Below are 26,139 nucleotides of genomic sequence, written 5' to 3'. Positions count from 1 at the left end.
GAGGGACGATGCTGATGTGAATCTTTAGGGAAGGGCCATTAGAACTGAGCCATTACCGGATTGCACTTTAGGGATTTAGCTAAATCACTACTATATTTGCTGCTGTTATCTAAATACCATACCGTATTAAACTATGTCTCTATACGAAAACCTGCTGCTCAACCTCGAGAATGGCGTTCTTATCATCACCATTAATCGTGCAGATAAGCTAAATGCCCTCAACATCGAAACCATCAGGGAGATCAAGGCTGCCATCCAGCAAGTCTATGACGATTCTGCTGTGAAGGGAGCCATCTTTACCGGTGCCGGAGAAAAAGCTTTTGTAGCAGGTGCTGACATTTCGGAGATCTCAGAACTTAGCGACGTAAACGCCCGCAGTTTTGCGGAGCGCGGTCAGGAGGTTTTCAGCATGATCGAACGTTGCACCAAGCCCGTGATCGCTGCCGTGAATGGCTTTGCCCTAGGCGGAGGCTGCGAACTAGCTATGGCCTGCCACATGCGCGTTGCCAGCGAAGGTGCCCGTTTTGGTCAGCCGGAAGTAAACCTGGGCCTTATACCGGGCTACGGTGGCACGCAGCGCCTGACACAGCTGATCGGTAAGGGCAAAGCGATGGAACTGATGATGACCGCCGACATGATTGGCGCGAACGAAGCCAAGGCACTTGGTTTGGTAAACCACGTAGTGCCTGCTGTAGAACTGATGCCAAAGTGTATGGAGATTATGAACAAGATCGTGTCTAAGGCCCCACTTGCCATTGGCCTGGTAATCGACTGTGTGAACGCCGTGTACGACAAAGACGAGAATGGCTACCAGACAGAGGCCAACTCGTTTGCCCGCTGCTGCTCCTCGCAAGACTTTATTGAGGGCACCAATGCATTCCTGGAGAAGCGCAAGCCTGTATTCAAAGGCGCTTAATCTTATACCTGCAGCAACGCGCTATACCTATCAATAAATGGCAGGTATAGCGCGTTCTGTCTTTTTCAGCTGATACCTATACCTCCCTGCCCTAAAACAAACGCATGAGCATCGCCAAAAAACTGGTCGGGCAAACAGCTGCCTACGGACTGAGCAGCATCGTGGGCCGCGCCCTCAACTACCTGCTCGTGCCGGTCTATACCCGTGTGTTTCTGCCAGAGGAGTATGGGGTGGTCTCCTACCTATATGCTTTTGTGGCTTTCTTCAACGTCGTGTATACCTACGGAATGGAGACGGCTTTTTTCCGCTTTGCCAACAAACCTGAGCAAGAACCGAAAACGGTTTACAACCGGGTGCTGAGCGCCATTCTGGTTAGCAGCACGATTCTCACAGGTATACTGCTGCTCTTTTCGCAGCAAATTGCAGACTACATCGGCTACCCTGAACACCGGGAGTACATCGTCTGGCTGGCGCTTGTGCTGGCAATCGATGCGCTGGTGGCTATACCATTTGCCTGGCTTCGGCATCAGAACAAAGCCATCAAATTCGCCTCCATTAAGCTGGCCAACATCCTGCTGACAGTGGGGGCCAATCTTTTTTTCCTGGTCCTGCTGCGGCACATTTACGAAGGACAGTACCTCACGAGTCTGCAACCGCTAGCCGCATACCTGTACAATCCAGATTTTGGAGTTGGTTATATTTTTTTGATTAACCTGGTGGCCAATGCACTGCTGCTGCCCATGCTGTGGAAGGAGCTGCGCATTTTCCGCTTCAGGCTGGATGTGGAGCAACTCAAGCCGATGCTGCAATACGCATGGCCGCTCCTGTTCATGGGGCTGGCCGGCATGGTCAACGAAGTGATAGACCGGATACTTTTGGAGCGTTATCTGCCCGAAGGTTTCTATCCGGGCACCAGCAACATGGCGGCCGTAGGTATATACAGCGCCTGCTACAAACTCGCCATTTTCATGACGCTCACCATACAGGCTTTCCGCTATGCCGCCGAGCCGTTCTTTTTCTCGCAGGCACAGGAGAAAGAATCGCCGCAGGCCTTCGCTCTGGTCATGAAATGGTTTGTGATCGCCTGTGCTTTCATCTACCTGTTTATCTCGACTAACCTCGAAGATTTCGCTCTACTGATCGGACCGGAATACCATGACGGTTTGATGGTAGTGCCGGTACTGCTGCTCGCCAACCTGTTCCTGGGCATTTACTACAACCTCACTGTTTGGTTCAAGCTGACAGATAAAACGCATTTTGGCACCTACATCGCTTTCGGGGGAGCAGCGGTTACGATTGCTTTCAACCTGCTGCTTATACCTGTACTGGGCTACATGGGCTCGGCCATAGCCACGCTCCTTTGCTACATCGGTATGGCGCTGGCCACTTACCTGCTGGGCAATGTGCACTACCCGATCCCCTACCCTGTCAAAACCATTTTAGGGTATATCGTACTCGCTACGGGACTGGTGGCGGCTGCCTTCCTGGTGCCTATCGAAGATTTCTGGCTGCGCCACGCATACCATTTGGCAATATGCGGCGTTTTTCTGGCAGTGGTTTGGTTCAGGGAGCGGTCCTACTTTCTATCTAAAAAATAATCTTTATCTTTAATAGATGAACACAACGAACTTACCGGTTAAAGTCATTAACCAATCCAAGCATGCGCTGCCGGCTTACCAGACGGAGCACTCGGCAGGTATGGACCTGCGCGCTAACCTGGAAGCACCCGTTACCCTTAAGCCGCTGCAGCGCGCCCTTATACCTACCGGCCTTTTCATTGAACTGCCTGAAGGGCACGAGGCGCAGATCAGACCCCGCTCCGGACTGGCCTACAAGCATGGCATCTCTATCGTGAACAGCCCCGGCACCATCGACGCCGACTACCGTGGCGAGATCAAGGTACTGCTTGTGAATTTGTCTGATCAGGACTTTGTGGTAGAGGACGGCGAACGTGTGGCCCAAATGGTGGTAGCGCGCTACAAGCGTGTAGCGTGGGCGGAAGCCGAAGTGCTGACAGACACCGAGCGCGGCGCTGGCGGTTACGGCAGCACGGGTACGAAGTAGGTCAGCAGCGTAGCCATCAACACAAGGTATAACCAGCCTTTTCCTGCTTTTTGGTGAGGGCTAAAACCAAACATTCAAAATACAGTATTAATCAAAACCAATAGTGGCCGGGCAGCACGTCCGGCTACATTTTTCAATCCATAAACTAACAGCTATGAGGATTATTGTACCTATGGCAGGTATGGGCAAGCGTATGCGCCCGCACACTCTTACAGTTCCTAAACCACTTATACCTATTGCAGGCAAGCCGATCGTGCAGCGCCTGGTAGAAGACATTGCAAAAGTATGCCATGAGCCCATTGAGGAAGTGGCTTTCATTATCGGCCACTTCGGTGAGGCTGTAGAGCGCGACCTGAAAGCAATCGCTGAGTCGGTTGGTGCCAGGGGCCGCATTTTTTACCAGGAAGAAGCCCTGGGCACGGCACACGCCATCATGTGTGCGCAGGATTCACTGGAGGGTAAGGTAGTCGTAGCCTTTGCCGACACGCTTTTCAAAGCCGACTTCAAGCTCGATACCAACGCCGACGGCACCATCTGGGTGCAGCGCGTGGAAGACCCACGTCCGTTTGGCGTGGTGAAGCTGGGCGACAACGGCGAGATCACTGACTTTGTGGAGAAGCCGCAGGAGTTCGTGTCAGACATGGCCATCATCGGTATCTACTACTTTAAGGACGGTGTGTACCTGCGCAATGAGTTGCAGTACCTGCTCGACAACGACATCAAAGACAAGGGCGAGTACCAGCTGACGAATGCGCTGGAGAACATGAAAAACAAAGGCACGAAATTTATTCCTGCCGTTATCTCAGAATGGCTCGATTGTGGCAATAAAGACGCAACCGTTTACACAAATCAACGCTATTTAGAATATATCAAGGATGAGAAGGACCTGGTAGCGGCGTCGGCCGATATCCAGAACTCTGTCATCATCCCGCCCGTGTATATCGGAGAGAATGCCGTGATCCACAATTCAGTGGTAGGGCCGCACGTTTCTATTGGAGACAACACCAGCGTACTGGCGTCTATTTTGAACAATTCCATCGTTCAGAAGGAGTCGACCATCAAAAACGGGAACATAGCAAACTCAATGGTAGGTAATTTTGTTTCCTATGAAGGCCGCCAGTCAGACCTGAGCCTTGGCGACTACAACACGCTCAAAGATTAGCATACCTATTTTATGACCCGATTCAGAAACATTGTGCTCGCTACTTGCTGCCTTGCACTGGTCGCGACCGGCGAAAGCCAGGCCCAGTCTAAGAAAAAAAAGAGAAAGGGCAAGGAGAAGGCCGAGACGGAGCAGGTAGCCATACCTGTGCCGCAGCCCGAACCCAGCGAGCAGGAAAAGCTGCTGAGCGAGGCATTGTTTCTGGAGGGCATGAAATACTTTATGCTAGAGGACTATAAGCAGGCGCTTAGCCAGTTCCAGAAAGCATACGCCGTTACCCCCACTAATGCGGCGCTCAACTACAAGCTGGCCGAGACCTACATGCTGATGGAAAACCCAAAAGCGGGTGTAACATTTGCACAGGCCGCCGTCGCCAACGACTCCAAAAACCCCTACTATTACCTGCTGCTTGCGCAGCTGCACGCCGAACAGAAGCAGTACACCGAGGCGGCTCAGGCCTACAACGACCTGATGCGCAACGTGCCTGACCAGGAGCAGTACCTGTTCAATCTGGCGGAGCTATACCTGGCACAGTCCAAGTATGACGATGCGCTGAAGACCTATGACCGCATCGAGAAAAAATACGGTGCCCTGGAGCAGCTTTCCATGAACCGCCAGCAGATATACCTGCGCCAGAAGAACATCGGAAAGGCCCTTGCGGAAGGCGAAAAGCTGATTGCGGCTAACCCTACGGAGATTCGCTACCTGTTGGCCCAGGCCGAGCTCTACAATGCCAGCCAAAAGCCGGACATTGCCATCGAAACGATCAACCGCGCCCTGCGCATCGAGCCGAACAACCCGTTTGCGCACCTGATGCTCTCGGACCTGCACCGCCAGAAAGGCAACCTGAAGGAATCTGAAAACCAGGTGAAAATTGCATTCGCTAGCACCGACCTCGACATTGACACCAAAGTGCGCATCCTGGTTGACTTCATCCGGCAGCTGCCCAACCCGGCCATAGAAGGTATAGCCCTTGAGCTGGCCGACCTCACGATCGCATCGCACCCCGAGGAGGCGAAAGCCTACGCGGTAGCCGGCGACCTGCAAACCATCACTGGTAAAAAAGAGGCAGCACGGGGCAACTACATCAAGGCTGTCAAACTCGACGACTCGCATTTTAAGATCTGGCAGCAGATCGTGCTGCTCGACGCGGAACTGGGCGAATCGGGCGATTTGGTGAAGCACTCTGAGCAGGCGTTGGAGCTGTTCCCGAACCAGGCCGTTTTCTGGTTCTACAATGGCACCGGGCATTTGATCGAAAAGAACTTTGCCAAGGCTGCCAAGTCGCTGGAGCATGGCAAGCGCCTTTCGGCGAGCGAGCCTGAGTTAGTCACCCAGTTCAACGCCCAGTTAGGAGATGCCTACAACTCCATCAAAGAGTATAAAAAATCAGACGAGGCATACGAGGCCGTGCTTACGCAGGACCCTAACAATGAGCACGTACTCAACAACTACAGTTACTTTTTATCGCTGAGAGGCGAGCAACTACCCAAAGCCAAAGCCATGGCCGGCCGGCTGGTAGAGCAACATCCTGCCAACCCCACCTACCTGGATACCTATGCCTGGGTGCTGTACAAGATGGAAGATTACGAGGGCGCGCTGAAATACCTGGAGCAGGCTATTGCTGTTTCTGAGGATGCGACTATTGTAGAGCATTACGGCGATGTGCTGTTCAAGCTAGGCAAAAAAGACGAGGCGGTGAGGCAGTGGGAAAAAGCCAAACTCAAAGGAGAGGCATCCGCCTTCCTTGACAGAAAGATAAAAGAAAAGAAACTCTATGAATAAACAGCTCCTGCTATACCTGCTGGGTATACTCCTGTTTTCCGCCTGCAAAAAAGAAACGATTCCTTCTGCCGCCTCTGCCGCCACCGAAACGGTGGGCAACGTCACTGTCCAAAACCTGGAATTCACCTACCTGAACGCCCGCGGCCAGCTTAAGTTTGATGACAAAGGCCAGAGCACCTCGTCGGGCTATGCGCTACGCATGCAGAAGGACAGCGTGATCTGGATCTCTGTGCTGCCAGGCTTAGGTATAGAGGCAGCCCGCATCAAGCTCACGCCCGACTCGGTGTACATGATGAACCGCATTCAGCGCGAGTACGCCGCCACCGACTACGCCTTTGTGAGCAAGCGCTTTAACGTAGCGCTTGACTTTCAGGTAGTACAGGCCATTCTGCTGGGCAACTACCAGGCCAACGGTTCTGAAAAAGCGACTACCCAGGGCCAGATGCAGCACGTGCAGCAGCTGCGCGAAAACCTGCTTTTTGACTATTTCATTAGCTCCGAAAACCTGAAACTGCAACAGCTCAACGTCAAAGACCAGCAATCGGGCAATAGCATTGTGGTGCAGTATGAGAGTTTCCAACCATTGGGCGAAGTGCCCTTTGCCTACAACATGCTGGCTCAGATTCTGCAATCAGGCCAGGTTTCCGACTTTAACTTAAGCCACACCAAAGTTACCGTTTCCGAGGATGTCCTGGAGTTTCCCTTCAGTGTTCCTTCTGGTTACAAGCGCCTTTAGCCTAATAAAATAGGCGGGGTTCTGGTACGGGCAATATAGTTTTGCCATATTTGTAGGCTAAGTGTAGTATACCCCTATTTCTGATGAAGGCCCTTTACAAATCAGCCTTTTTCCTGATTATCCTGTTGTTGCCGTTGGCTACCCAAGCCCAGAAACAAAAATCGAAGGCGCAGCTCGAGAAAGAGAAAAAGGAAAACCTAAACCGTATTAAAGAAGCAAACCGCATTCTGCAGCAGACCAAGGTGCAGAAAGAAGCTTCTATTGGCCAGCTCAACGCCATTCAGGAAAAAATTACGGTACAGAAAGGCGTTATCAGCACCATATCACGCGAAATAAAATTGCTGGAGACAGGCCTGAAGGAAACTGAAGGTATAGTAGGTGAACTGCAATCCGACCTGGAAAGCCTGAAAGCCGAGTACGCCACCATGGTATACGCTGCCTCCAAGACTGCTAACAGCTACAACAAGCTCATGTTCGTGTTTGCCGCTGACTCTTTCAACCAGATGGTGCGCCGCCTGCGTTACCTGCAACAGTACTCCGAGGCCCGCAAGAAACAGGTCGAACAAATCAACAAGGTACAGGTGGCCCTCACAGGACAGCTGCGCACGCTGGAGTCACAGCGGGAAGAGAAGCGCGGTCTGCTTAACAAACAGGTGGTGGAGAACAAAAACCTATTGTCGCTGCGCACCCAGCAGGATGGCATGATCCAAAAGCTCAGCAAGCAGGAAGAGCAACTCAAAAAAGAAGTGGCACAACGCCAGCAGGCCGTTAGAAAGCTGGATAATCTGATTGCCGATATTGTGAAAGAGGAGATCGCCCGTGCCGCCCGTGCCGCTCGAGAAGAAGGACGCGCCACCAGCGGAAGCTCCAGCAAGATCACGCTCACTCCGGAAGCCGCCCTTATCTCCTCCTCATTTGCAGGCAACCGCGGACGACTGGCCTGGCCCGTGGACCGTGGGTTTATCTCGCAGAAGTTTGGCCGCCACAATCACCCGGTACTAAAAGGTGTGGTAGTAGAAAACAGAGGAATTGATATTCAGACCGGTCAGGGAGAGCCTGCGCGCGCCATATTCGAAGGCAAGGTACTCACGGTGGCCAGCGTACCGGGCATGAATAATATTGTAATGGTGCAGCATGGCGAATACTTTGCAGTATATGCAAAGCTGCGCACTGTTAATGTGAAAGAGGGACAGGACGTAAAGCATAAAGATGTGATCGGGACAGTGTACACCGACGCCAACGGCACGACCGAACTGCAGTTCCAGCTCTGGAAAAACAATACCAACCTAAACCCGGAAAGCTGGATCAGGCCAAAGTAGACCTCCTGTTATACCTGGTAAATAAAAGGCACGGCCGGGCATCTTTGAAGATGCCCGGCCGTGCCTTTTTAGCTTGTATTTCGATAAGAGTTTGGTTTTCTATACCTCTATAAAAGAAAAAACACCCTACAAAGCAGGGTGCCTTTCCAAGCTATGAAAACAAACTTAAAATTATATTTAGACACTTTCTCCCCACCAAAGGGGCTGTGTTAAATTTCTATGGATTAATTTACAACCTTTAAATTACACTTGCAAACAGAAGATTAAAAAAACTTAATATTTATTTTTATTCTTAGTTCTATCCCTCTGTCAGGCGATGTAGTGTAATTCCGTTGTATATGGCCTATTACAAGTAGCTTGCCAAAAACACCAACACCATTAACTATTTGATTATCAGCAGAAATTTTTACGCCTATTGTATAGAATTTCCCTCTGCCGGAAATGTTTTTTTCATTTTGGGAAAAAGACAGGCACAAATAATAGCTAGAATATCTCGCCCGCAGCAAGATATCAAATTTATTTGACCCTCTATACGCCTATTGACATATGAGGTTGCACCTTGCTTGCATCGTATCTTGAAAAGACATTCACGTACCATGCCCTACAGCTGCCTCAAGGTGATTTCCCTAGATAATTAGCTGGGGCTAAACTAATGTTTCCAAATGTGGGTTAAATTAAAATATAAGCTTTATTTTTGCAGCTATTCATTCTTAAAACTTTAAGACCATGGTAATTACCAACATTTTTGCATTTATCGGAGGTTTAGGAGGCACAGAGGTAGTCCTGATCTTGTTCGCTATTCTCTTACTGTTCGGCGCCAAGCGTATACCTGAGCTCGCCAAAGGACTGGGTCGCGGCATCCGTGAGTTCAAAGACGCCACCAAAGAGATCAAGTCTGATATCGAAAGCTCTGTTAAAGACGATCCCAACACTACGAAGTAATCTTTTCAGAATAATATTTTATGATTCTTAGTACAATCCTCCTCTTCCTGGGAGACATAGGGGGAGGAGAATTACTTGTTGTACTAACCGCAGTACTTCTCCTTTTTGGCACAGACAAGCTCCCAGGCCTGGCACGTTCTGCTGGTCGCGGTCTGCGTAGCTTTAACGATGCAAAAAAAGAAATCCAGGACGAGCTTGAACGCTCCATTAAGGACATAAAAAAGCCTGACTAGTTTGAAATCATACCACTCACTTCGTGACATTCGCAGCGATATTGCCAACGGGCAACTGTCGTGCAGACAGCTGGTAGAGCACTACCTTCATAATATAAAGCAGAAGCCTGAGCTAAACGCCTTCCTGGAGATATTCGAGGAAGAAGCATTTGTCCAGGCCGACGCCGTAGACAAGAAGCTCGCCTCAGGCCATGCCGGCAAACTCGCAGGTATGGTGATCGGCCTTAAAGACGTGCTGGCTTACGAAGGCCATAGCCTGCAGGCATCCAGTCAGATCCTGGACGGTTTTAAGTCGCTTTATACCGCTACGGCAGTGCAGCGCCTGCTTGCTGAAGATGCGATTATCATCGGTCGCCAGAACTGTGACGAGTTTGCGATGGGAGCTTCTAACGAAAACTCTTCCTTCGGTCCCGTGCTCAACGCCGACGATACGACCCGCGTACCAGGTGGCTCGTCCGGAGGATCCGCCGTGGCCGTGCAGGCAGACCTTTGCCTGGCTTCTATTGGGTCTGACACCGGAGGCTCTGTTCGCCAGCCCGCTTCTTTTTGTGGTGTGGTGGGTCTTAAGCCTACTTATTCGCGCATTTCCCGCTACGGCCTGATCGCCTATGCTTCTTCTTTTGACCAGATCGGCATTATTTCAAAAAGTGTGGAAGACGCGGCCCTACTGCTGGAAGTAATGGCTGGCAGCGACGAGTATGACAGCACGGTAAGCCACCGCCCAGTGCCTGCTTACAGCCAGATGCTGCAGACAGACAAGAAATACAAGATTGGTTATATCCGCGACTGCTTCGAAAGTGAGGGTCTGGATGCCGAGGTGAAAGAAACCCTTCTGGGTGTAAAAGACATGTTACAGGAGGCAGGCCACCAGGTAGAAGCCGTGGAGTTTCCATACCTGGACTTCATGGTGCCGACTTACTACATCCTCACCACAGCGGAGGCCAGCTCTAACCTGGGTCGCTTTGACGGGGTGAAGTATGGCTATCGCAGCGAGAATGCCACCGACCTTACCTCCCTTTACAAAAAAACGCGAGCCGAGGGCTTTGGTCCGGAGGTGCAGCGCCGCATTATGCTGGGCACTTTTGTGCTGAGCGCCGACTACTACGACGCCTACTATACCAAGGCGCAACGCGTACGCCGTCTCATAAAAGATAAGACGGATGAGTTGCTGCAACATTATGATTTTCTTATATTGCCTACTGCTCCTACTACGGCCTTCAGGTTAGAGGAGAATACGGCGAATCCGTTGGCTATGTATTTAGCTGACATCTTTACGGTTCAGGCCTCGCTTGCTGGTGTTCCTGCCATTTCTATTCCGGCAGGTCGCGATGCGAACGGCCTTTCCATCGGGTTGCAGTTAATGACCCGCTCATTTGAGGAGCCGCAACTGCTGGCTTTCTCAAATTACATACTGGACAAGCTAACCGTTGAAGCATAAATTATAATGACACAGTTTAGACTCTTTACAGTACTTGCAGCACTGGTTGGAAGTATGTGGGCGATCCATGCCCAGGCTTCTGACTATACGATCAGGTTCGAAAGACTCATAGAGGAAGATTCCTTAAAGAAACCACAGGCAGACACTACCTTCCTTTCAGATGAGGAACTGGCGCTGCTCGTGGAGTATATCCCCTATGAGCCCGACGAGGTGATCCAGGACAGGCTGAGCTGTATTGAGGCTGATATCCCTTTGGTATTCAATAAATTTGTGCGCAATCACATCGACTACTTTACTGTCCGTAACAGAAAGTATACGCGCACCATGATCTCCCGCGAAAATGTGTATTTCCCGATCTACGAGAAGTACCTGAAGAAGTATAACATGCCGCAGGACATCAAATACCTTTCCATTGTAGAGTCTGGCCTGAACCCGAAAGCGGCCTCCTGGGCAGGCGCGGTTGGTCCCTGGCAGTTTATCAAGTCTACTGGCAAAGAGTATGGTCTGACTCAGGACCAGTACATCGACGAGCGGATGGACATAGAGAAATCTACGGATGCGGCGATGCGCTTCCTGAGCCGACTATACCGCACGTACGGCGACTGGGAGTTGGCCATGGCTGCCTACAACTGTGGTCAGGGCAACGTGAACAAAGCGATCAGAAGAGCGGGCGGTGGCAAAAAGACGTTCTGGGAAATTTACCCATACCTTCCAAGAGAAACCCGCAACTATATACCATCTATGACGGCAGTGATCTATGCTATGAAGTATGCCCCGGAGCACAACATTTTCTCTGACTCTATCCTTTACGCAGCTGACTACACCCACCTGACTGTGAACCAGGCACTGGATCTGGAGAAACTGGCAACTGAGTTACACGTGGATACGCTGGCGCTGTTGGCCCTGAACCCGGAGATTAAAAAACCGAAGCTTCCTGCTACGACCCGTAATTATAAATTGCGCATCCCGGCCCAAGCTGCCAAACTGCTGGCTGCTGAGCAGAGCTGCATTCTGCTCGCCGCTGCACCAACACCTCCTCCTGCAAAACACACTGTACCAGCCGAAGCACCCGTTATGCTAGCCGCTGCCTCTGCCAAGGAAACTCCTAAAGACAGCCTGGTGCAAAAAACCTACATTGTGCAGCGCGGAGATAACTTGTATACGATTGCCCGCAAGCACGGCGTCACGCTAGAGAATCTGAAGGAATGGAATAAGCTGGACGGTTCCTCTATCAGAGTGCAGGATAAACTACTGGTATGGCAGCCCGCTCCGGAAGCAGCTCCGGTTTTGCTAGCATCTGCAGGAAACAGCACTCAGAAGGCAGCCAGCACGCCGGCCAAAGCTAAGCCTGCTCCAGGCAAAACCCAACCCGAGCGCGTTTACCATGTGCAACCAGGCGACACGCTCTGGACGATCTCTCAACGTCACGAAGGCGTAACGGTCGAAAAAATAAAGAAGCTGAACAAACTCAAAAACAGCGCCATTAAACCGGGACAGCAACTCATCCTTAGCTAGGTTAACAGGTATAGATCGAACGAAACACTCTTCTCACGGAAGGGTGTTTCGTCGTTTATACCCTTCCTGTTTTATCAGCTTATTGCCATACGAGCCATTAGATAACAGCATAACCTGAGCAGCCTGATAAAAAAACAATATTCTGCTAGATGAAGATTGTTCAGGGTGTATCTTTGTCGATTACGGCTTTGATAAACCATAAAATCTTATCAACTTGGCTTTAAGCTTCTGCCCGGCGCAGGAGCCACACAACGCAAGGGAACAACTAACACGAGACAACACCAATAACGCATACCATGATCAAAGTAAACAAAGAGGACGCACTCAACTACCACATGCAGGGGCAACCCGGCAAAATAGAAGTAGTGCCGACTAAAATGCTGAGTACACAGCATGACCTGGCCCTGGCTTACTCTCCTGGAGTAGCTGAGCCCTGCAAAGAAATAGCTGCTGACAAAGAGAATGTTTATAAATATACCGCCAAGGGAAACCTGGTAGGGGTAATATCTAACGGAACTGCCGTACTTGGACTTGGCAACATTGGGCCGGATGCATCAAAACCAGTAATGGAAGGCAAAGGCGTTCTTTTCAAGAAGTTCGCAGGTATAGACGTGTTCGATATTGAAATCGACTGCACCGACCCCGAAGAGTTTATCCGCATTGTGAAGTCGCTGGAGCCTACCTTCGGCGGCATCAACCTGGAAGACATCAAAGCTCCTGAGAGCTTCAAGATAGAGAACGCCCTGAAGGAGCAGATGAACATTCCGCTCATGCACGACGACCAGCACGGCACGGCCATTATCTCTTCAGCTGCCCTACTCAACGCACTGGAACTGGCGGGGAAAAAAATAGGAGAAATCCAGATTGTGATAAATGGCGCGGGCGCAGCTGCCATTGCTTGTACTAAGCTATACGTAGCTCTGGGCGCCAAGCTGGATAACATCGTCATGTTCGACAAGGATGGCATCATCCGTCCGGAGCGCAACGACCTCGACATCTACAGAGCGCAGTTCGTAACCCTCCGTAAGATCAACACACTGCGGGAGGCCATGGAAGGCGCTGACGTGTTCATCGGACTTTCAGCTGGTAACGTACTGGCACCAGAGCTGGTGAAACTGATGGCTCCTAACCCGATCATTTTCGCGCTGGCCAACCCAGACCCGGAGATTGACTATGATTTAGCCATGGATACCCGGGATGACCTGATCATGGCAACCGGTCGTTCTGACCATCCGAACCAGGTGAACAACGTACTGGGTTTCCCTTACATTTTCAGAGGCGCCTTGGATGTACGCGCCACTGAAATCAACGAAGCCATGAAGCTGGCTGCTGTGCGCGCCCTGGCTGATCTGGCGAAAGAGCCCGTTCCGGAACTGGTGCACAAAGCCTACGGAGACAACACTATCTCATTCGGCCGTACCTACCTGATACCAAAGCCACTTGATCCGCGCCTGATCACCACAGTATCGCCGGCAGTAGCCAGAGCAGCCATGGACAGCGGCGTGGCCAAGCACCCTATCACCAACTGGGAGGCATACGAGATTGAACTGCAGGAGCGCATCGGCATCGACCAGAAACTGATGACCCGTATCACCAACCAGGCCAAGAAAGATCCTAAAACGGTAGTCTTCGCAGAAGCGGACCACTATAAGATTCTGAAAGCGGCCCAAATCGTGAAAGAGCAGCTCATCGCGAACCCGATCCTGCTGGGTAACAGAGCCCGAATTGCCGCGATCATAGAGGAAACCAACCTCGACCTGCACGATTGTGTGATCATCGACCCGTACGAGGAAGATGCCAAGCGGGAAGAGTTTGCCCAACTGCTTTATAAGAAACGACAGCGCAAAGGCCTTACCCTATTCGACAGCCGCCGCCAGATGCGTGACCGCAACTACTTCGGTGCTATGATGCTCGAGACAGGCGAAGCAGATGCGCTTATCTCAGGCCTTACCCGCGACTATTCCAAAACCATTTTACCGTCCTTGCAGATCATTGGGGTGGAAGATGGCATCAACAAAGTGGCAGGTATGTACATCATCCTCAACAAAAAGGAGCCGTACTTCTTCGCCGATACCACTGTGAACGTCAACCCAACCGCCGACGAACTGGTGGACATCATTGGCCTGACTGCCCGTGCCGTTCGTTTCTTCGATACGGAACCGCGTATGGCTGTGCTGTCGTATTCTAACTTTGGCTCCGTGCAGGGCGATATACCTAACAAGGGCGCTGAGGCGGTGCGTAAGGCGAAGCAGCGCTATCCGGACCTGCTGATAGATGGCGAGTTGCAGGCGAACACGGCCATGAACAAAAACCTGCTGCGTGAGCACTATCCTTTCAGCCAGTTGGCTGAAAAAGGCGCGAACACACTTATTTTCCCGACCCTTACATCGGGTAACATCGCCTACAAATTGTTGCAGGAAATAGGTGGTGCTGAGGCAATTGGACCGGTACTGATGGGTATGCGCAAACCGGTGCACATTCTGCAATTGGGCAGTTCTATCCGTGAGATTGTTAACATGGTGTCCATTGCTGTCGTAGATGCTCAAAACTATAATAATAAACATATATAGATGATCGCATACATTGACGGTAAGCTAGCTCTGAAAGATCCAACCTATGTCATTGTCGATGTCAATGGCATAGGTTATCAGATCAAAATTTCCCTGAACACGTACTCGTCACTGCCTGAGGGGGAGCGCTGCAAGCTGCACACCTACCTGCACATCAAAGAAGATGCCCATACCTTGTATGGGTTTACGACAGCCGCTGAGAAGGAGACTTTCCTGCTCCTGATCTCGATTTCAGGTGTGGGACCGAATACGGGGCTGATGATTTTGTCGTCGCTTTCGGTGGATGAGGTGCAGCAGGCCATTGTGCGGGAAGACGTGCGTACCATACAGCATGTGAAGGGAATCGGGGCTAAAACCGCGCAGCGTATTATATTGGAATTAAAAGATAAAATAAAGAAAGAAACCATGCTGGCTGGTAGCACAGCAGTTCCCGTTTCTGCACACAATACGTCACGTGCAGAAGCGTTATCAGCATTAGTTACACTAGGCTTTGCTAAGAACGTGGCAGAGAAAACGCTTGATGCAATCATTAAGCGGGAAGACAGAAGCCTGAGCGTAGAGGAACTAATAAAATTTGCCTTGAAGTCTTCTTAATCGGTAGAGCCCAACTTGATCTGGAAAAGTAAAAAAAACAGCCTGCTGTTTGCAACGGTTGCTGCTATCACTATGTTGGCATGGTGGTCGCAGGCTGCGGCATTGCGCTCTCACAACAGGTATAGCACCCTTATTTTTTCAGATTTTTACGTCCAGGATACCATTCCGCAGGACTCCGCCCGCCTGCAACCCTACATCCCGAGCCGCCGCCCGACCTTTACGCCGAGCGACCGCCTCGGAAGCCCGCTCGGCACCCGCCCTAGTTCTTCTCCCCTGTTGCTTGGTCAGCCTTCTAACATTGAGCTCGAAATACAGCTGGACGACAGCCTGCGGCAGTACAACATAAACGAGCGCATGGGTGAGCTGGACTACCGCCTGCCCTCTACCATGTCGTGGGAGGAATACTCCCGCTACCAGCGCCAACAGGCCATCCGCGACTACTGGCGCACCAAGTCAGCCGGCCTGGACGGTGAGAGCGTAGTGAGTGGCCGTCGCCTGGTACCGAAAATCTATATCAGCCCGGTGTTTGACCGCGTGTTCGGCGGCAATTTCGTGGACATTCAGCCAAACGGTAACGTCAACCTGAAGTTCGGAGCCCGCTTTAACCGCAACGAAAACCCTTCTATACCGCTCCGTCAGCAGCGCACCGGCGACTTTGATTTCGATCAGAACATTTCGCTCAACCTGGTGGGTAAGATCGGCGAGAAAATGCGCCTTAACTTCAACTGGGACAACAACGCCAACTTCGAGTTCGAGAACAACATGAAGCTGGACTATACTGGTTTTGAGGAGGAGATTATCCGCAAGATAGAGGCTGGTAATGTGAGTTTGCCGCTTAACAACTCTTTGATTACGGGCGCGCAGAACCTGTTCGGTTTAAAAACGCAGTTGCAGTTCGGCCGCCTGGGCGTTACTACGATTGCAGCCAACGTGCGTGGCCGTAATGATGAAGTAGTAATTCAGAATGGTGCACAGAACAAGCCTTTTGAGATACGAGCTGACAGCTATGACCGCGACCGCCACTTCTTCCTGTCGCAGTTCTTCCGGGGCCGCTACGACAAAACCCTGCAGAACCTGCCGCTGGTGAACTCTGGCATCGTAATCCGCCGACTGGAGCTATACGTAACCAACAACAACCGCAGCACTGAGAACCTGCGCAACATGGTCGCTTACATGGACTTAGGCGAATCCGATCCATTTAGAAACCAGTTTGAGCGCAATCCGCTGGCTCCGGCCGCCAACAACGCCAACGCGCTGTATAGCCTGATCAACACCAACCCGCAGGCCCGCAACAACGACCAGGTGGACTCATACCTGAACAGCCTTGGTTTGCAGAAAGCCATTGACTTTGAGCATGTGCGCGCCCGACGCCTGGACCCACGCGAGTATAAGTTCAACCCGCAGTTAGGTTACATCTCCCTCACCACCGCCCTGCTGCCTGACCAGGTGCTGGGCGTCGCTTTTGAGTATACCTACAACGGCCAAACCTACAAAGTGGGCGAGTTGATGGAGGACTACCAGAACCTGCGCGACGACCAGGTGATCCACATGAAGCTGTTGAAGGCGACGAACCCGGCGCTGGAGTACCCGACCTGGGACCTGATGATGAAGAACGTCTACAGCCTGGACGCGACGCAGGTAAACCGTCAGAACTTCCAGCTGCAGATCGTTTACAAAGACGACGAAACGGGCGTAGATATCACCAGCTTAAAAGAGCCGAGCCCGATCCAGAACATCCCCCTGATTGAGGTGCTCAACCTCGACAATGTCAACACGAACAACGACAAACCCCGCGACGGCAACTTCGACTTTCTGGAAGGTATAACGATTGATCCTGAAACAGGGCGCATCTTCTTCCCGGTAGTAGAACCGTTCGGCTCATACCTGGCAAGCAAGTTTGAAGGACGGCAGGACTTGGTTGAGCGCTATGTGTTCCAGGAACTCTACGAACAAACCCAGACGGACGCGCAGCAGAACACACTAAAGGCGAAGTTCTACCTTAAAGGACGCTTCCAGGCCAGCTCCACGGACGAGATCATGCTCCCGGGCTTCCGCATCGCCGAGGGCTCTGTGGCGGTATACTCCGGTGGCACACGCCTTGAGGAAGGCACCGACTACCAGGTATTCTATGACTTGGGCCGCATCAAGATTCTGAACCCGAGTTATATCGCTTCAGCCAGCGACCTGCGCGTTACCTACGAAAAGGCCGAATTGCTCAACATTCAGCCCCGCACCCTGCTGGGCGCCCGCTTCGACTACCGTGTGAACAACGACCTGAACCTGGGCGGCACAGTATTGCACCTCAACGAAAGGCCTTACATTAACCGCGTGAGCATAGGTGACGAACCGACCAACAACACAGTATACGGTCTGGACGTGAACTTCAACCGGGAGTCGCGCTTCCTGACGAAGATGACGGACATGATTCCGTTCATTCAGACCAAAGTACCGTCGAGCGTAACGTTCAGCGGTGAGTTTGCACATCTGGTGCCATCTGCCACTGAGTCACCGGTAAACGAGGACGGTACCTCATACCTGGATGACTTTGAAGGTGCCGAAACGCCATTCAGTCTGGGTGGTTTTAACAACACCACCTGGCGGTTGGCGGCCACTCCTGCCCCACTGGCGCAGGGACAAGGCCTGGGGTATGCCTACAACCGCGCCCGCGTAGCCTGGTATACCATCGACCAGATCTTCTACCGCGACAGTGAAGGCCTGCGCCCTAGCAACATCGGCGACGAGGAACTCAAGAACCACTATGTACGCCCTGTGCAACGGTATGAGGTGTTCCCGGGCCGCGATCGTGAGATAGCCAACGCCTACGAGTATACCTTCGATGTGGCCTACTACCCACAGGAGCGCGGACAGTACAACTACAACCCAGAGTTGGATGGACAGGGCAGACTACAGAACGATCCGCGCAAGAACTGGGGCGGTATCAGCCGGGAGATTACTTTCGACACGGACTTTGACAATGCCAACGTTGAGTATGTGGAGTTCTGGCTGATGGACCCTTTCCTGACCGGACCAAATGGACGCAAAGACGCGAACGGCAACCCGATAGCGAGCAACGATGGTGGTGAACTGGTGATCAACCTGGGTAACGTGTCGGAGGATATCCTGAAAGACAACCGCTACTCTTTTGAAAACGGCTTGCCGACCTCCGCTACCGATAACCAAAACATGCAAACCACCGAATGGGGCCGCGTGACCACGCAGCAGTTCCTGACCGATGCCTTCTCGGCCGTACCGGGCGCCCGCGGTTTTCAGGACATCGGTCTGGATGGTTTAGGCGACAACGCTGAGCGTGAGTTTTTCCAGCGCGATTTCCTGAGCCGTATACCTGGCGGAGCACCTCAGACCGTCCTCTCCGACCCTTCGGCTGACAACTTTCTGCACCACCTCGATGAGGCCTATGACCAGCAGAATGCCGGCATCCTGGAGCGCTACAAGCGCTTCAACGGTATGGAAGGCAACTCGCCGGAGCAGAGTCGCTTTTCTAACTACGCCTTCCCTGACAAAGAAGACCTGAACCGCGACAACGTGATCAGCGATCTGGAGCAGTACTACGAGTACAAGATCAAACTGCAGCCGGGCGGTATGAGCGTAGGCGAGAACTACATCGTAGACAAGATCGTGGATACCAAAACCGGCGAAAACGTTACCTGGTACCAGTTCCGGGTGCCGGTGCGCCAGCCAACGGGCAATGTGGGCGGCATAAGCGGCTTCAAGTCGATCCGATTCATGCGTATGTACATGACTGAGTTTGCCGATCCGGTGGTGCTCCGTTTTGTGCAGTTCCAGTTTGTGGCCAACCAGTGGCGTACTTTCCTGCAGCCAATCACGGATGGCAACCCTTGCCTGAACTGTACCGATGATGCCCGCTCGTTTACCGTTTCCACCGTGAACATAGAAGAGAACAGCGAAACAGTACAGGACGAAACGATCATCCCTTACGTAATGCCTCCAGGTATAGAGCGCCTGCGCGACTACGCTGCCACCAACAACCGCCGCCAGAACGAGCAGGCGATGCAGTTGTGTGTCGAGGATCTGAAAGATTCTTTCTCCAAGGCAGTTTATAAGAACCTGTCCATCGACATGCTGATCTACAAGCGCCTTAAGCTGTTTCTGCATGCCCAGACCCGCGACCCGAACACCCGCGATAATGATGTGCAGGCCTTTGTGCGTATTGGTACGGACTATACCCAAAACTACTACGAATACGTGGTGCCGCTTAAACTGACACCTGCCGGAACGACTAGCCGCGAAGGTATCTGGCTGGCCGAGAATGAAGTGGACGTTGCCCTGGAGGATTTTGTGAACGCCAAAGTGGAGCGAAACCGAACCGCAGGAGGCTGGGACAACCGCCGTCCGTGGGAAGTAATGCTCGAGGGTGGCAAGATGATCCGCGTGGTGGGTAACCCGGATTTCAGTGAGGTTCAAAGTGTAATGATCGGTTTGCGCAACCCTACCGTGCCCGGCGAAGATGCCCGTCCGCAATCGGTTTGCGTTTGGGTGAACGAACTGCGCGTGACAGACTTCAGAAACAACTCCGGCTGGGCCGCCAATGCCCGCCTCAACACCAAACTGGCCGACTTTGCCAACATCACGGCAACAGGCAGCTACACCACCATCGGTTTCGGTGCCCTGCAGCAGAAGATCGCCCAGCGTGCCCGCGAAAACACAGCCATATTTGATGTAAGCGCCAACATTGTAGCCGATAAGTTCCTACCCGAAAAGCTAGGTATAAAAGTGCCGGTATCGGTGCAGTACGGCACCATGAACAGCGCCCCGCAGTTTGACCCACTCGACAAGGACGTGCCCCTAGAGCAGTCGCTGACAAGGTATGAGACCAACGAAGCGCAACGGGAGTACAGGCAGGAAGTGAGTACCCGCGAGACCCGAAAGAGTGTGAGCCTGCTGAACGTGCGAAAAGAAAGGACCAATCCGGAGGCCAAGGTGCGCCCGTACGACGTGGAAAACCTGTCGTTTTCGTACTCCTATGCCGAGCGCCTGTTCACCAACATCGAAACCGACCGCGACTTTACCCGCACCTATACCGGGGCAGTGGCCTATACCTATACAAACACGCCGCGCAACTACGAGTTCTTTGCCAAAAGCGAAAAATTCAAGTCGCCGTACATGCGCCTGATCAAAGACCTGAACTTTACGCCGCTGCCAAGCCGTTTTGCTTTCCGCGCCGACCTCGACCGCAGGTATAACGAAACTTTCCTGCAGCGCCGTGATCCGGGTTCCGGTCTGATCACTTCCCGAGGTATAGAACCTACGTTCCAGAAGTACTTCTTCTTCAACCGCATCTACGACCTCAAGTGGGACATCAGCAAAAGCCTCTCGCTGGACTACACGGCCACCAACCGCGCCGTGGTGGACGAACCGGATTACCGCATCAACCGCGACGTGGACTCTCTCAGGTATAAGAACAAAGTGATCTGGAACAACCTGCGCAATCTGGGGCGTAACACGCACTTCAATCAGCTGGTAGCCGCCAATTACAAGGTGCCGTTTGATAAATTCCCGCTCACCGACTGGCTAGGCGCCGAAACACGCTATGCTGTTACCTACATCTGGACGGCGGGTTCTACTGCCCTGAACCAGGATGCGGCTTTCCAATTGGGTAACACCGCTGAGAACAACACCGAGTTTAGCGTGAATGGCCGCTTTGACATGGTGAAGCTTTACAACAAGGTGAAGTTCCTGAAAGAGGTGAACAGCCCGACGCAGCCGCAAGCAGGGCCACCGGTGCCAGCGCCAAGCGATAGCGTGGTACAGAAGCGTTCTGAGATGAAACTTGCCAAGGGATTGGCCCGCTTCCTGATGATGACCCGCTCTGTGAACTTCACATACCTCCAGAACCAGGGCACCATGATGCCGGGCTACCTGCCGCGCACCCACATGTTTGGCTTCGATGATGGCTTCGATGCCCCGGGACTTCCGTTTGTACTGGGCCGCCAGTACGACCTGGACGAGCTCTATAACCGCGCCTTCACCAACGGTTGGTATACCGACAGCAGCCAGTACCTGAACACGCCATTTAGTGGTATCAATACCGAGACTTTCACGGCCAGAGCTAACATGGAGCCGTTCCGTAATTTCAACCTGCAGCTTGATGCGCGCCGCAACATGTCGGAGATCGAAGAGGTATTCTACCGCAAGCAGTTTGATGACTTCGGAAATATCGGCACCGTTAATGAGCGACAGAACCCGATCAACACCGGTTCGTTCAGCACGTCCTTCTTTGCGCTGGGCACTATTTTCGAGCCTACAGCAGACGGAACCTCTGCCGCGTTCGATAACTTTATCCGCAACCGTTACGAGATACGTGACCGCCTCACCAACGCCAATGCGGCAGCCAGCGACTCAGGCTATACCTTGAACTCGCAGGACGTGCTCCTGCAGTCGTTCCTGTACGCCTACCAAGGGCGCGATGCCAGTGGCTTCAAGGCCAAGGGCGGTAACCCGGTCAAGCGGATGCCTATACCTAACTGGCGCATCGACTACAATGGCCTGTCGCAGCTCGAATTCTTTAAACGCTGGTTCAGCCAGGTAAACCTCACGCACTCCTATAACTCGACCTACAACGTGACGAGCTTCACGACCTCGCTGGCCTATGAGAATAACCCGGGCGACTACCCGACGCGCACCAACGAGTTTGGGCAGCTGATTCCATACTACATCCTGAACCAACTCACGGTACAGGAGCGACTCGAACTGCTGGGTGTGAACTTCCGGACGAATACCAACCTGACCGGCCGCATAGGGTATAGAATAGAACGTAACCTGTCGCTCAACCTGACCAATGCTCAGGTAACTGAAACCAACGTGAAGGATTATACCTTCGGCTTCGGATATGCCACTACCAACTTCCGTATACCTTTCAAGATAGGCGGGGAGCGGCGCACGCTGGAGAACGAGCTGACCGTGCGGATGGACATGTCGGTGCGTGACAACCAGACCGTGCAGCGGGCCATTACGCAGGACGAGCAGGGGAACGAGATTAGCCAGAACCAGATCACCAACGGTACCCGCCAGTTGCAGCTGCGCCCAACCGTGGACTATGTGCTGAGCCAGCGCGTGAACATACAGTTCTACCTGCTGCGCACCGTATCCGACCCTAAAATATCCACTTCGTTCCGTAACAGTGTGTCGGAAGGTGGAGTACAGCTACGAGTTAGTCTGCAATAATTTTTAGCATTGCGAAAAAGAGCGTATTTTTGGACATCATTTAACCCAAAGCAATAGATATGAATTTACCTGACAACCTAAAGTATACCAAAGACCACGAGTGGGTTCGCGTAGAAGGCGACGTAGCCTACATTGGCATCACCGACTTCGCTCAGAGCGAGCTGGGTGACATCGTGTATGTTGACATCGACACGGTGGACAAAGAAATCAGCCAGAACGATGTGTTTGGTACGGTAGAGGCAGTGAAGACTGTGTCTGACCTGTTCAGCCCACTGAGCGGCACCGTGCAGGAGTTCAACGAGAAGTTGGACGGCAGCCCAGAACTGGTAAACTCTGATCCTTACGGAGACGGCTGGATCATCAAAATGTCTATCGGCGACAAAAGCGAAATCGAAGGCCTGTTGACGGCTGAAGGCTACCGCGAAGTAATAGGTCAGTAATTTTGCAAGTATAGAAGCAGGTTTGATCCTTCGGTATAATTTCTTTACCATCATTTGGGCAGCAGTGATCATGGTTTTGACGCTGCTGCCCTCCTCTTCTATGCCCTCCCTCTCCATCTGGGAGATTTTCTCTTTTGATTCGTTTGCCCACGCTTTTATGTTTGCCGTGCTTACGTACCTGATGGTGGTGGGCCTCAAAAAGCAGTATACCTACATGCGTGTGCAACTCTTTGCTATACGCACGGCTTTTTTCGTGAGCTCTATGTTTGGCATCGCGATCGAACTGTTGCAGCACTTTTTTGTACCTGGCCGCCAGGGCGATATTGTAGATGTGCTAAGCAACACGATCGGCTGTATAATTGGCATCCTGCTCTTTAAGTGGATCTACCAATTGTAGCGCAAGCAGGCTATCTCTCCAATAAATCTTCTTGTTCAAACACAGGTATAGGCTTGATTTTCAGCAGATCAGGCTTTATTAGCTATTGCCTATATGGTAGCGATTGAGTAGCTTTAGTGCTATTCTATTAAGTTAGAAACTGAGCTTTACACTTACGTCCGCTCTATGCCACCACGCTACCAACTGAAACAAACACTTTGCATACCTGTACTTTACCTGCTGGCGCTGCTCCCGCTCCAGTTGCAGGCACAACAAGCCCTGCTTCCGAGGCAAATAGCCCACAAGCTCGCACCTCACCTGCAGCAACTCCATCAGGCCGCTCCTGCTGCCTCGTACCGAATACAGGTATCCAGCAAAAAAGCGTTCTATACTTGGCTGCAACAGCAGCAACTACATGCCACTGTAAAAGAGTCCGGCGCACAAGGCAATACCCTGCTGATAACCGGCATTAAACCAGCGCAACTGTTACAACTGGCCGCTTCGCCTGAAGTGCTTTATGTGGACAAGCCTAACCGCCGTGCCGTGGAGGAACTGGAGCTGAAAGACACTGATTTCGTGGTGAACAATATTTATGCGGCACATGGGGCCTTTCGGGATATAGCCGGACAAGGTATGGCGGTGTCAGTGAAAGAAGCTGCCTTTGACCCAACCGATATCGACCTGCAGGGCCGCGTTGTGGATCCGCAGTCCATGGCGGGAAACCACAGTTCGCACGCTACCACCATGGCCACCCTGATAGCAGGCGCTGGCAATACGGGCCCAAACGGCAAAGGTGTGACGCAGCATTCCCATATCGCTCATTCCAGCTTTGAAGAACTGTTCCCTGACGACAGCGAAACCCTTTTGAGCCAGGGTATAAGCGTGCAGAACCACTCGTATGGCGTGGGTGTGGAGAACTATTACGGGCTGGAAGCACAGGCCTACGACCAGCAAAGCTACCAGCATCCGGAACTGCTTCATGTGTTTTCGTCTGGCAACAGTGGCGACCAAGCCGAGACAAGCGGTACTTATGCCAACCTGCCAGGTATAGCCAACCTGACAGGCCAATTCAAGACTTCCAAGAACACACTGACCGTTGGGGCACTGGATCCGGATGGGCAGGTAGGTATACGCAGCTCGAGAGGCCCCGCTTATGACGGCCGTATCAAGCCCGAATTGGTAGCGCATGGCGCAGCAGGCACTTCGGAGTCAGCGGCAGTGGTTTCAGGTATAGCCTTGCTGGTACAGCAGCTTTACAAAGCACAGCATGGCAGTCTGCCGCCGGCTTCGCTGGTAAAAGCCGCCTTGATCAACAGTGCAGAGGATGCGGGGAACCCTGGTCCTGATTTCGCCTCAGGCTTTGGCAACGCCGATGCCCTCGGGGCACTTCAAAGCATACAAACGCAGCGTTTCAAACTGGATGCGGTGGCAGTAGGCCAAACGCGCACTTTTCAACTGACTGTGCCCAAAGGAGTACGGCGTCTGAAGGCGACGCTAGTGTGGCATGACCCGGAAGCGGAACCCAACACAGAAAAAGCGCTTGTTAACGACCTGGATTTGGTATTACACCATACAACTTCCGATAAGAGTTGGCAGCCTTGGGTGCTGAGCACATACCCACACCCCGATTCCCTGCAACAGCCCGCCCGCCGCAGCGTGGACCGCCTGAACAACGTAGAACAGATCACAGTTAAAGCGCCGGCAGCCGGCACCTATACCTTGCAGATATCCGGTTTCCATGTACCGCAGGGGGTACAAGATTTTAGTCTGGTGTATGAACTGGAGCAGGGCACAGAGTGGCTATACCCTGTCGCTGCCTCTACACTCATAGCTGGCCAGCCCAACCGGCTTGCTTGGCAACCTGCCACAGTTGCTGGAGCTGCCGACCTGCAGTACCGCCTGCACGGATCCGATACCTGGTATTCCATCGCTGAAGGTATAGACATGAGTCAGGGCAGCTATACTTGGCAAACGCCTGATACGGCGGCTCGGGCGCAACTGCGCCTGCTTCGTGAAGGTATAGCTTTGCAAACAGAAGACTTTATCCTGGCCCGACCTTTGGATCTGCGAATCGGTTTCAACTGCGGGGAGCAGGTGATGGTGCACTGGTCCAGACAGCCCAATGCGCAGGAGTACCAATTATTCCAGCTAGGTGCGACTCACTTGGAGCCACTTTTGAAGACATCTGATACACTTGCCATTATCAATAGAAGCATGCTGCAAGGCAGTTACCTGGCAGTGGCTCCTTTCATTCAGGGCACCCAGGCAGCCTACAGTCGAAGCATCGCTACAGCTTCTGAATCATCCCCCTGCTACATAAGCAGCTTCCAGGCGCACCAGTTGGTTACCCCTGACAAAGCCCAATTTTCTCTGGGCCTCAGCACCACGTACTTGTTGGCAAACATCCGACTTGAGCGCCTGGAGAAAGGTAACTTTAAGGCAGTGCAAACCAGCATTCCTTCGACCAACTTGCAATACAAACTTCTGGACGAAAAACCCACACCTGGTCGAAATGTATACCGTGCGAGCGCGACCACTGTGGATGGTAAAACGATCTACAGCCAGGAAGAGATCGTAATTCATACCCCGCAAAATTTTGTGCAGGTATACCCTAACCCGGTAGCGGCTGGCGAAACTGTATTTGTAGCTGTAGAAAGCGAGACTGTACAAGTGCAGGTAATAGACCACCTAGGCCGGCTTGTGCGGGAATCGCAGGAAACAGGCATGCTCAAGGAACTGCAGACCACAAGGCTCCAGCCCGGGCTTTATATCCTCCGGTTGACTACTGAAAAAGGCACGGTCCTGTCGAGTAAAATGCTGGTGCAGTAAAGCCACATCTACCCATT

General features: G+C 52.3%; 17 protein-coding genes. All 17 read left to right on the top strand.

Annotation, left to right across the window (positions count from 1 at the left end; genetic code table 11):
* The first annotated feature begins 133 nt into the window (after positions 1 to 133).
* The 17 genes from L1278_RS06240 to L1278_RS06160 all read left to right on the top strand — a co-directional run bounded on the left by L1278_RS06240 (position 134) and on the right by L1278_RS06160 (position 26,122).
* The gene (locus L1278_RS06240; RefSeq protein ID WP_253402015.1) at positions 134 to 916 is read left to right on the top strand and encodes an enoyl-CoA hydratase/isomerase family protein; all 783 of its coding nucleotides are present in this window, start codon (positions 134 to 136) and stop codon (positions 914 to 916) included.
* A gap of 104 nt (positions 917 to 1,020) precedes the next feature.
* Positions 1,021 to 2,514 carry a lipopolysaccharide biosynthesis protein gene (locus tag L1278_RS06235; RefSeq protein ID WP_253402013.1) on the top strand — a complete coding sequence of 498 codons (1,494 nt, stop codon included), beginning with the start codon at positions 1,021 to 1,023 and terminating at the stop codon, positions 2,512 to 2,514.
* Positions 2,515 to 2,530: 16 nt separating this feature from the next.
* Positions 2,531 to 2,980 carry a dUTP diphosphatase gene (gene dut / locus L1278_RS06230; RefSeq protein ID WP_253402011.1) on the top strand — a complete coding sequence of 150 codons (450 nt, stop codon included), beginning with the start codon at positions 2,531 to 2,533 and terminating at the stop codon, positions 2,978 to 2,980.
* 154 nt (positions 2,981 to 3,134) lie between these two features.
* Complete coding sequence (locus L1278_RS06225) at positions 3,135 to 4,142, top strand: sugar phosphate nucleotidyltransferase (protein ID WP_253402009.1); 1,008 nt, start codon at positions 3,135 to 3,137, stop codon at positions 4,140 to 4,142.
* Between the two features lie 12 nt (positions 4,143 to 4,154).
* Positions 4,155 to 5,927 carry a tetratricopeptide repeat protein gene (locus tag L1278_RS06220; RefSeq protein ID WP_253402007.1) on the top strand — a complete coding sequence of 591 codons (1,773 nt, stop codon included), beginning with the start codon at positions 4,155 to 4,157 and terminating at the stop codon, positions 5,925 to 5,927.
* The gene (locus L1278_RS06215; protein ID WP_253402006.1) at positions 5,920 to 6,663 is read left to right on the top strand and encodes a DUF4292 domain-containing protein; all 744 of its coding nucleotides are present in this window, start codon (positions 5,920 to 5,922) and stop codon (positions 6,661 to 6,663) included. Before L1278_RS06220 ends, L1278_RS06215 begins: the two co-directional genes overlap by 8 nt.
* An 83-nt stretch (positions 6,664 to 6,746) precedes the next feature.
* Positions 6,747 to 7,982, top strand: coding sequence for a murein hydrolase activator EnvC (locus tag L1278_RS06210; protein WP_253402004.1), 1,236 nt, complete (start codon positions 6,747 to 6,749; stop codon positions 7,980 to 7,982).
* A 726-nt stretch (positions 7,983 to 8,708) separates the two neighbouring features.
* Positions 8,709 to 8,924: a twin-arginine translocase TatA/TatE family subunit gene (locus L1278_RS06205; protein WP_253402002.1), complete on the top strand. Its 216-nt coding sequence runs from the start codon at positions 8,709 to 8,711 to the stop codon at positions 8,922 to 8,924.
* Between the two features lie 20 nt (positions 8,925 to 8,944).
* Entirely contained in the window at positions 8,945 to 9,157 is a 213-nt protein-coding gene (locus L1278_RS06200; RefSeq protein WP_188502295.1) for a twin-arginine translocase TatA/TatE family subunit, read from the top strand.
* A gap of 1 nt (position 9,158) precedes the next feature.
* On the top strand, positions 9,159 to 10,595 hold the full coding sequence (gene gatA / locus L1278_RS06195; RefSeq protein WP_253402000.1) for an Asp-tRNA(Asn)/Glu-tRNA(Gln) amidotransferase subunit GatA: 1,437 nt from the start codon (positions 9,159 to 9,161) through the stop codon (positions 10,593 to 10,595).
* A 6-nt stretch (positions 10,596 to 10,601) separates the two neighbouring features.
* Positions 10,602 to 12,110 (top strand): lytic transglycosylase domain-containing protein, encoded by a 1,509-nt coding sequence (locus L1278_RS06190; RefSeq protein ID WP_253401998.1) that lies wholly within the window; start codon positions 10,602 to 10,604, stop codon positions 12,108 to 12,110.
* A 296-nt stretch (positions 12,111 to 12,406) separates the two neighbouring features.
* Positions 12,407 to 14,680 carry an NADP-dependent malic enzyme gene (locus tag L1278_RS06185; RefSeq protein ID WP_253401996.1) on the top strand — a complete coding sequence of 758 codons (2,274 nt, stop codon included), beginning with the start codon at positions 12,407 to 12,409 and terminating at the stop codon, positions 14,678 to 14,680.
* Positions 14,681 to 15,274 carry a Holliday junction branch migration protein RuvA gene (ruvA, locus tag L1278_RS06180; protein WP_220626625.1) on the top strand — a complete coding sequence of 198 codons (594 nt, stop codon included), beginning with the start codon at positions 14,681 to 14,683 and terminating at the stop codon, positions 15,272 to 15,274. It begins immediately after the preceding gene.
* A 72-nt stretch (positions 15,275 to 15,346) separates the two neighbouring features.
* Positions 15,347 to 22,477 carry a cell surface protein SprA gene (gene sprA, locus L1278_RS06175; protein WP_253401994.1) on the top strand — a complete coding sequence of 2,377 codons (7,131 nt, stop codon included), beginning with the start codon at positions 15,347 to 15,349 and terminating at the stop codon, positions 22,475 to 22,477.
* A gap of 59 nt (positions 22,478 to 22,536) precedes the next feature.
* Positions 22,537 to 22,917 (top strand): glycine cleavage system protein GcvH, encoded by a 381-nt coding sequence (gene gcvH, locus L1278_RS06170; RefSeq protein WP_253401992.1) that lies wholly within the window; start codon positions 22,537 to 22,539, stop codon positions 22,915 to 22,917.
* A gap of 64 nt (positions 22,918 to 22,981) precedes the next feature.
* A complete protein-coding gene (locus L1278_RS06165; protein ID WP_371927317.1) occupies positions 22,982 to 23,314 on the top strand; it encodes a VanZ family protein in 333 nt (110 codons plus the stop codon).
* Between the two features lie 165 nt (positions 23,315 to 23,479).
* A complete protein-coding gene (locus L1278_RS06160; RefSeq protein ID WP_253401990.1) occupies positions 23,480 to 26,122 on the top strand; it encodes a S8 family serine peptidase in 2,643 nt (880 codons plus the stop codon).
* Positions 26,123 to 26,139 lie beyond the last annotated feature (17 nt).

The organism is Pontibacter sp. HSC-36F09, from assembly GCF_024171605.1.
Taxonomy (GTDB): Bacteria; Bacteroidota; Bacteroidia; order Cytophagales; family Hymenobacteraceae; genus Pontibacter.
This window is presented reverse-complemented; position numbering and strand designations above follow the sequence as displayed.

Excerpts from the sequence above, each read along its gene's own strand:
- L1278_RS06240 (WP_253402015.1), top strand. The coding sequence starts at position 134 with ATGTCTCTATACGAAAACCTGCTGCTCAACCTCGAGAATGGCGTTCTT.
- L1278_RS06235 (WP_253402013.1), top strand. The coding sequence starts at position 1,021 with ATGAGCATCGCCAAAAAACTGGTCGGGCAAACAGCTGCCTACGGACTG.
- dut (WP_253402011.1), top strand. The coding sequence starts at position 2,531 with ATGAACACAACGAACTTACCGGTTAAAGTCATTAACCAATCCAAGCAT.
- L1278_RS06225 (WP_253402009.1), top strand. The coding sequence starts at position 3,135 with ATGAGGATTATTGTACCTATGGCAGGTATGGGCAAGCGTATGCGCCCG.
- L1278_RS06220 (WP_253402007.1), top strand. The coding sequence starts at position 4,155 with ATGACCCGATTCAGAAACATTGTGCTCGCTACTTGCTGCCTTGCACTG.
- L1278_RS06215 (WP_253402006.1), top strand. The coding sequence starts at position 5,920 with ATGAATAAACAGCTCCTGCTATACCTGCTGGGTATACTCCTGTTTTCC.
- L1278_RS06210 (WP_253402004.1), top strand. The coding sequence starts at position 6,747 with ATGAAGGCCCTTTACAAATCAGCCTTTTTCCTGATTATCCTGTTGTTG.
- L1278_RS06205 (WP_253402002.1), top strand. The coding sequence starts at position 8,709 with ATGGTAATTACCAACATTTTTGCATTTATCGGAGGTTTAGGAGGCACA.
- L1278_RS06200 (WP_188502295.1), top strand. The coding sequence starts at position 8,945 with ATGATTCTTAGTACAATCCTCCTCTTCCTGGGAGACATAGGGGGAGGA.
- L1278_RS06190 (WP_253401998.1), top strand. The coding sequence starts at position 10,602 with ATGACACAGTTTAGACTCTTTACAGTACTTGCAGCACTGGTTGGAAGT.
- L1278_RS06185 (WP_253401996.1), top strand. The coding sequence starts at position 12,407 with ATGATCAAAGTAAACAAAGAGGACGCACTCAACTACCACATGCAGGGG.
- ruvA (WP_220626625.1), top strand. The coding sequence starts at position 14,681 with ATGATCGCATACATTGACGGTAAGCTAGCTCTGAAAGATCCAACCTAT.
- sprA (WP_253401994.1), top strand. The coding sequence starts at position 15,347 with ATGTTGGCATGGTGGTCGCAGGCTGCGGCATTGCGCTCTCACAACAGG.
- gcvH (WP_253401992.1), top strand. The coding sequence starts at position 22,537 with ATGAATTTACCTGACAACCTAAAGTATACCAAAGACCACGAGTGGGTT.
- L1278_RS06160 (WP_253401990.1), top strand. The coding sequence starts at position 23,480 with ATGCCACCACGCTACCAACTGAAACAAACACTTTGCATACCTGTACTT.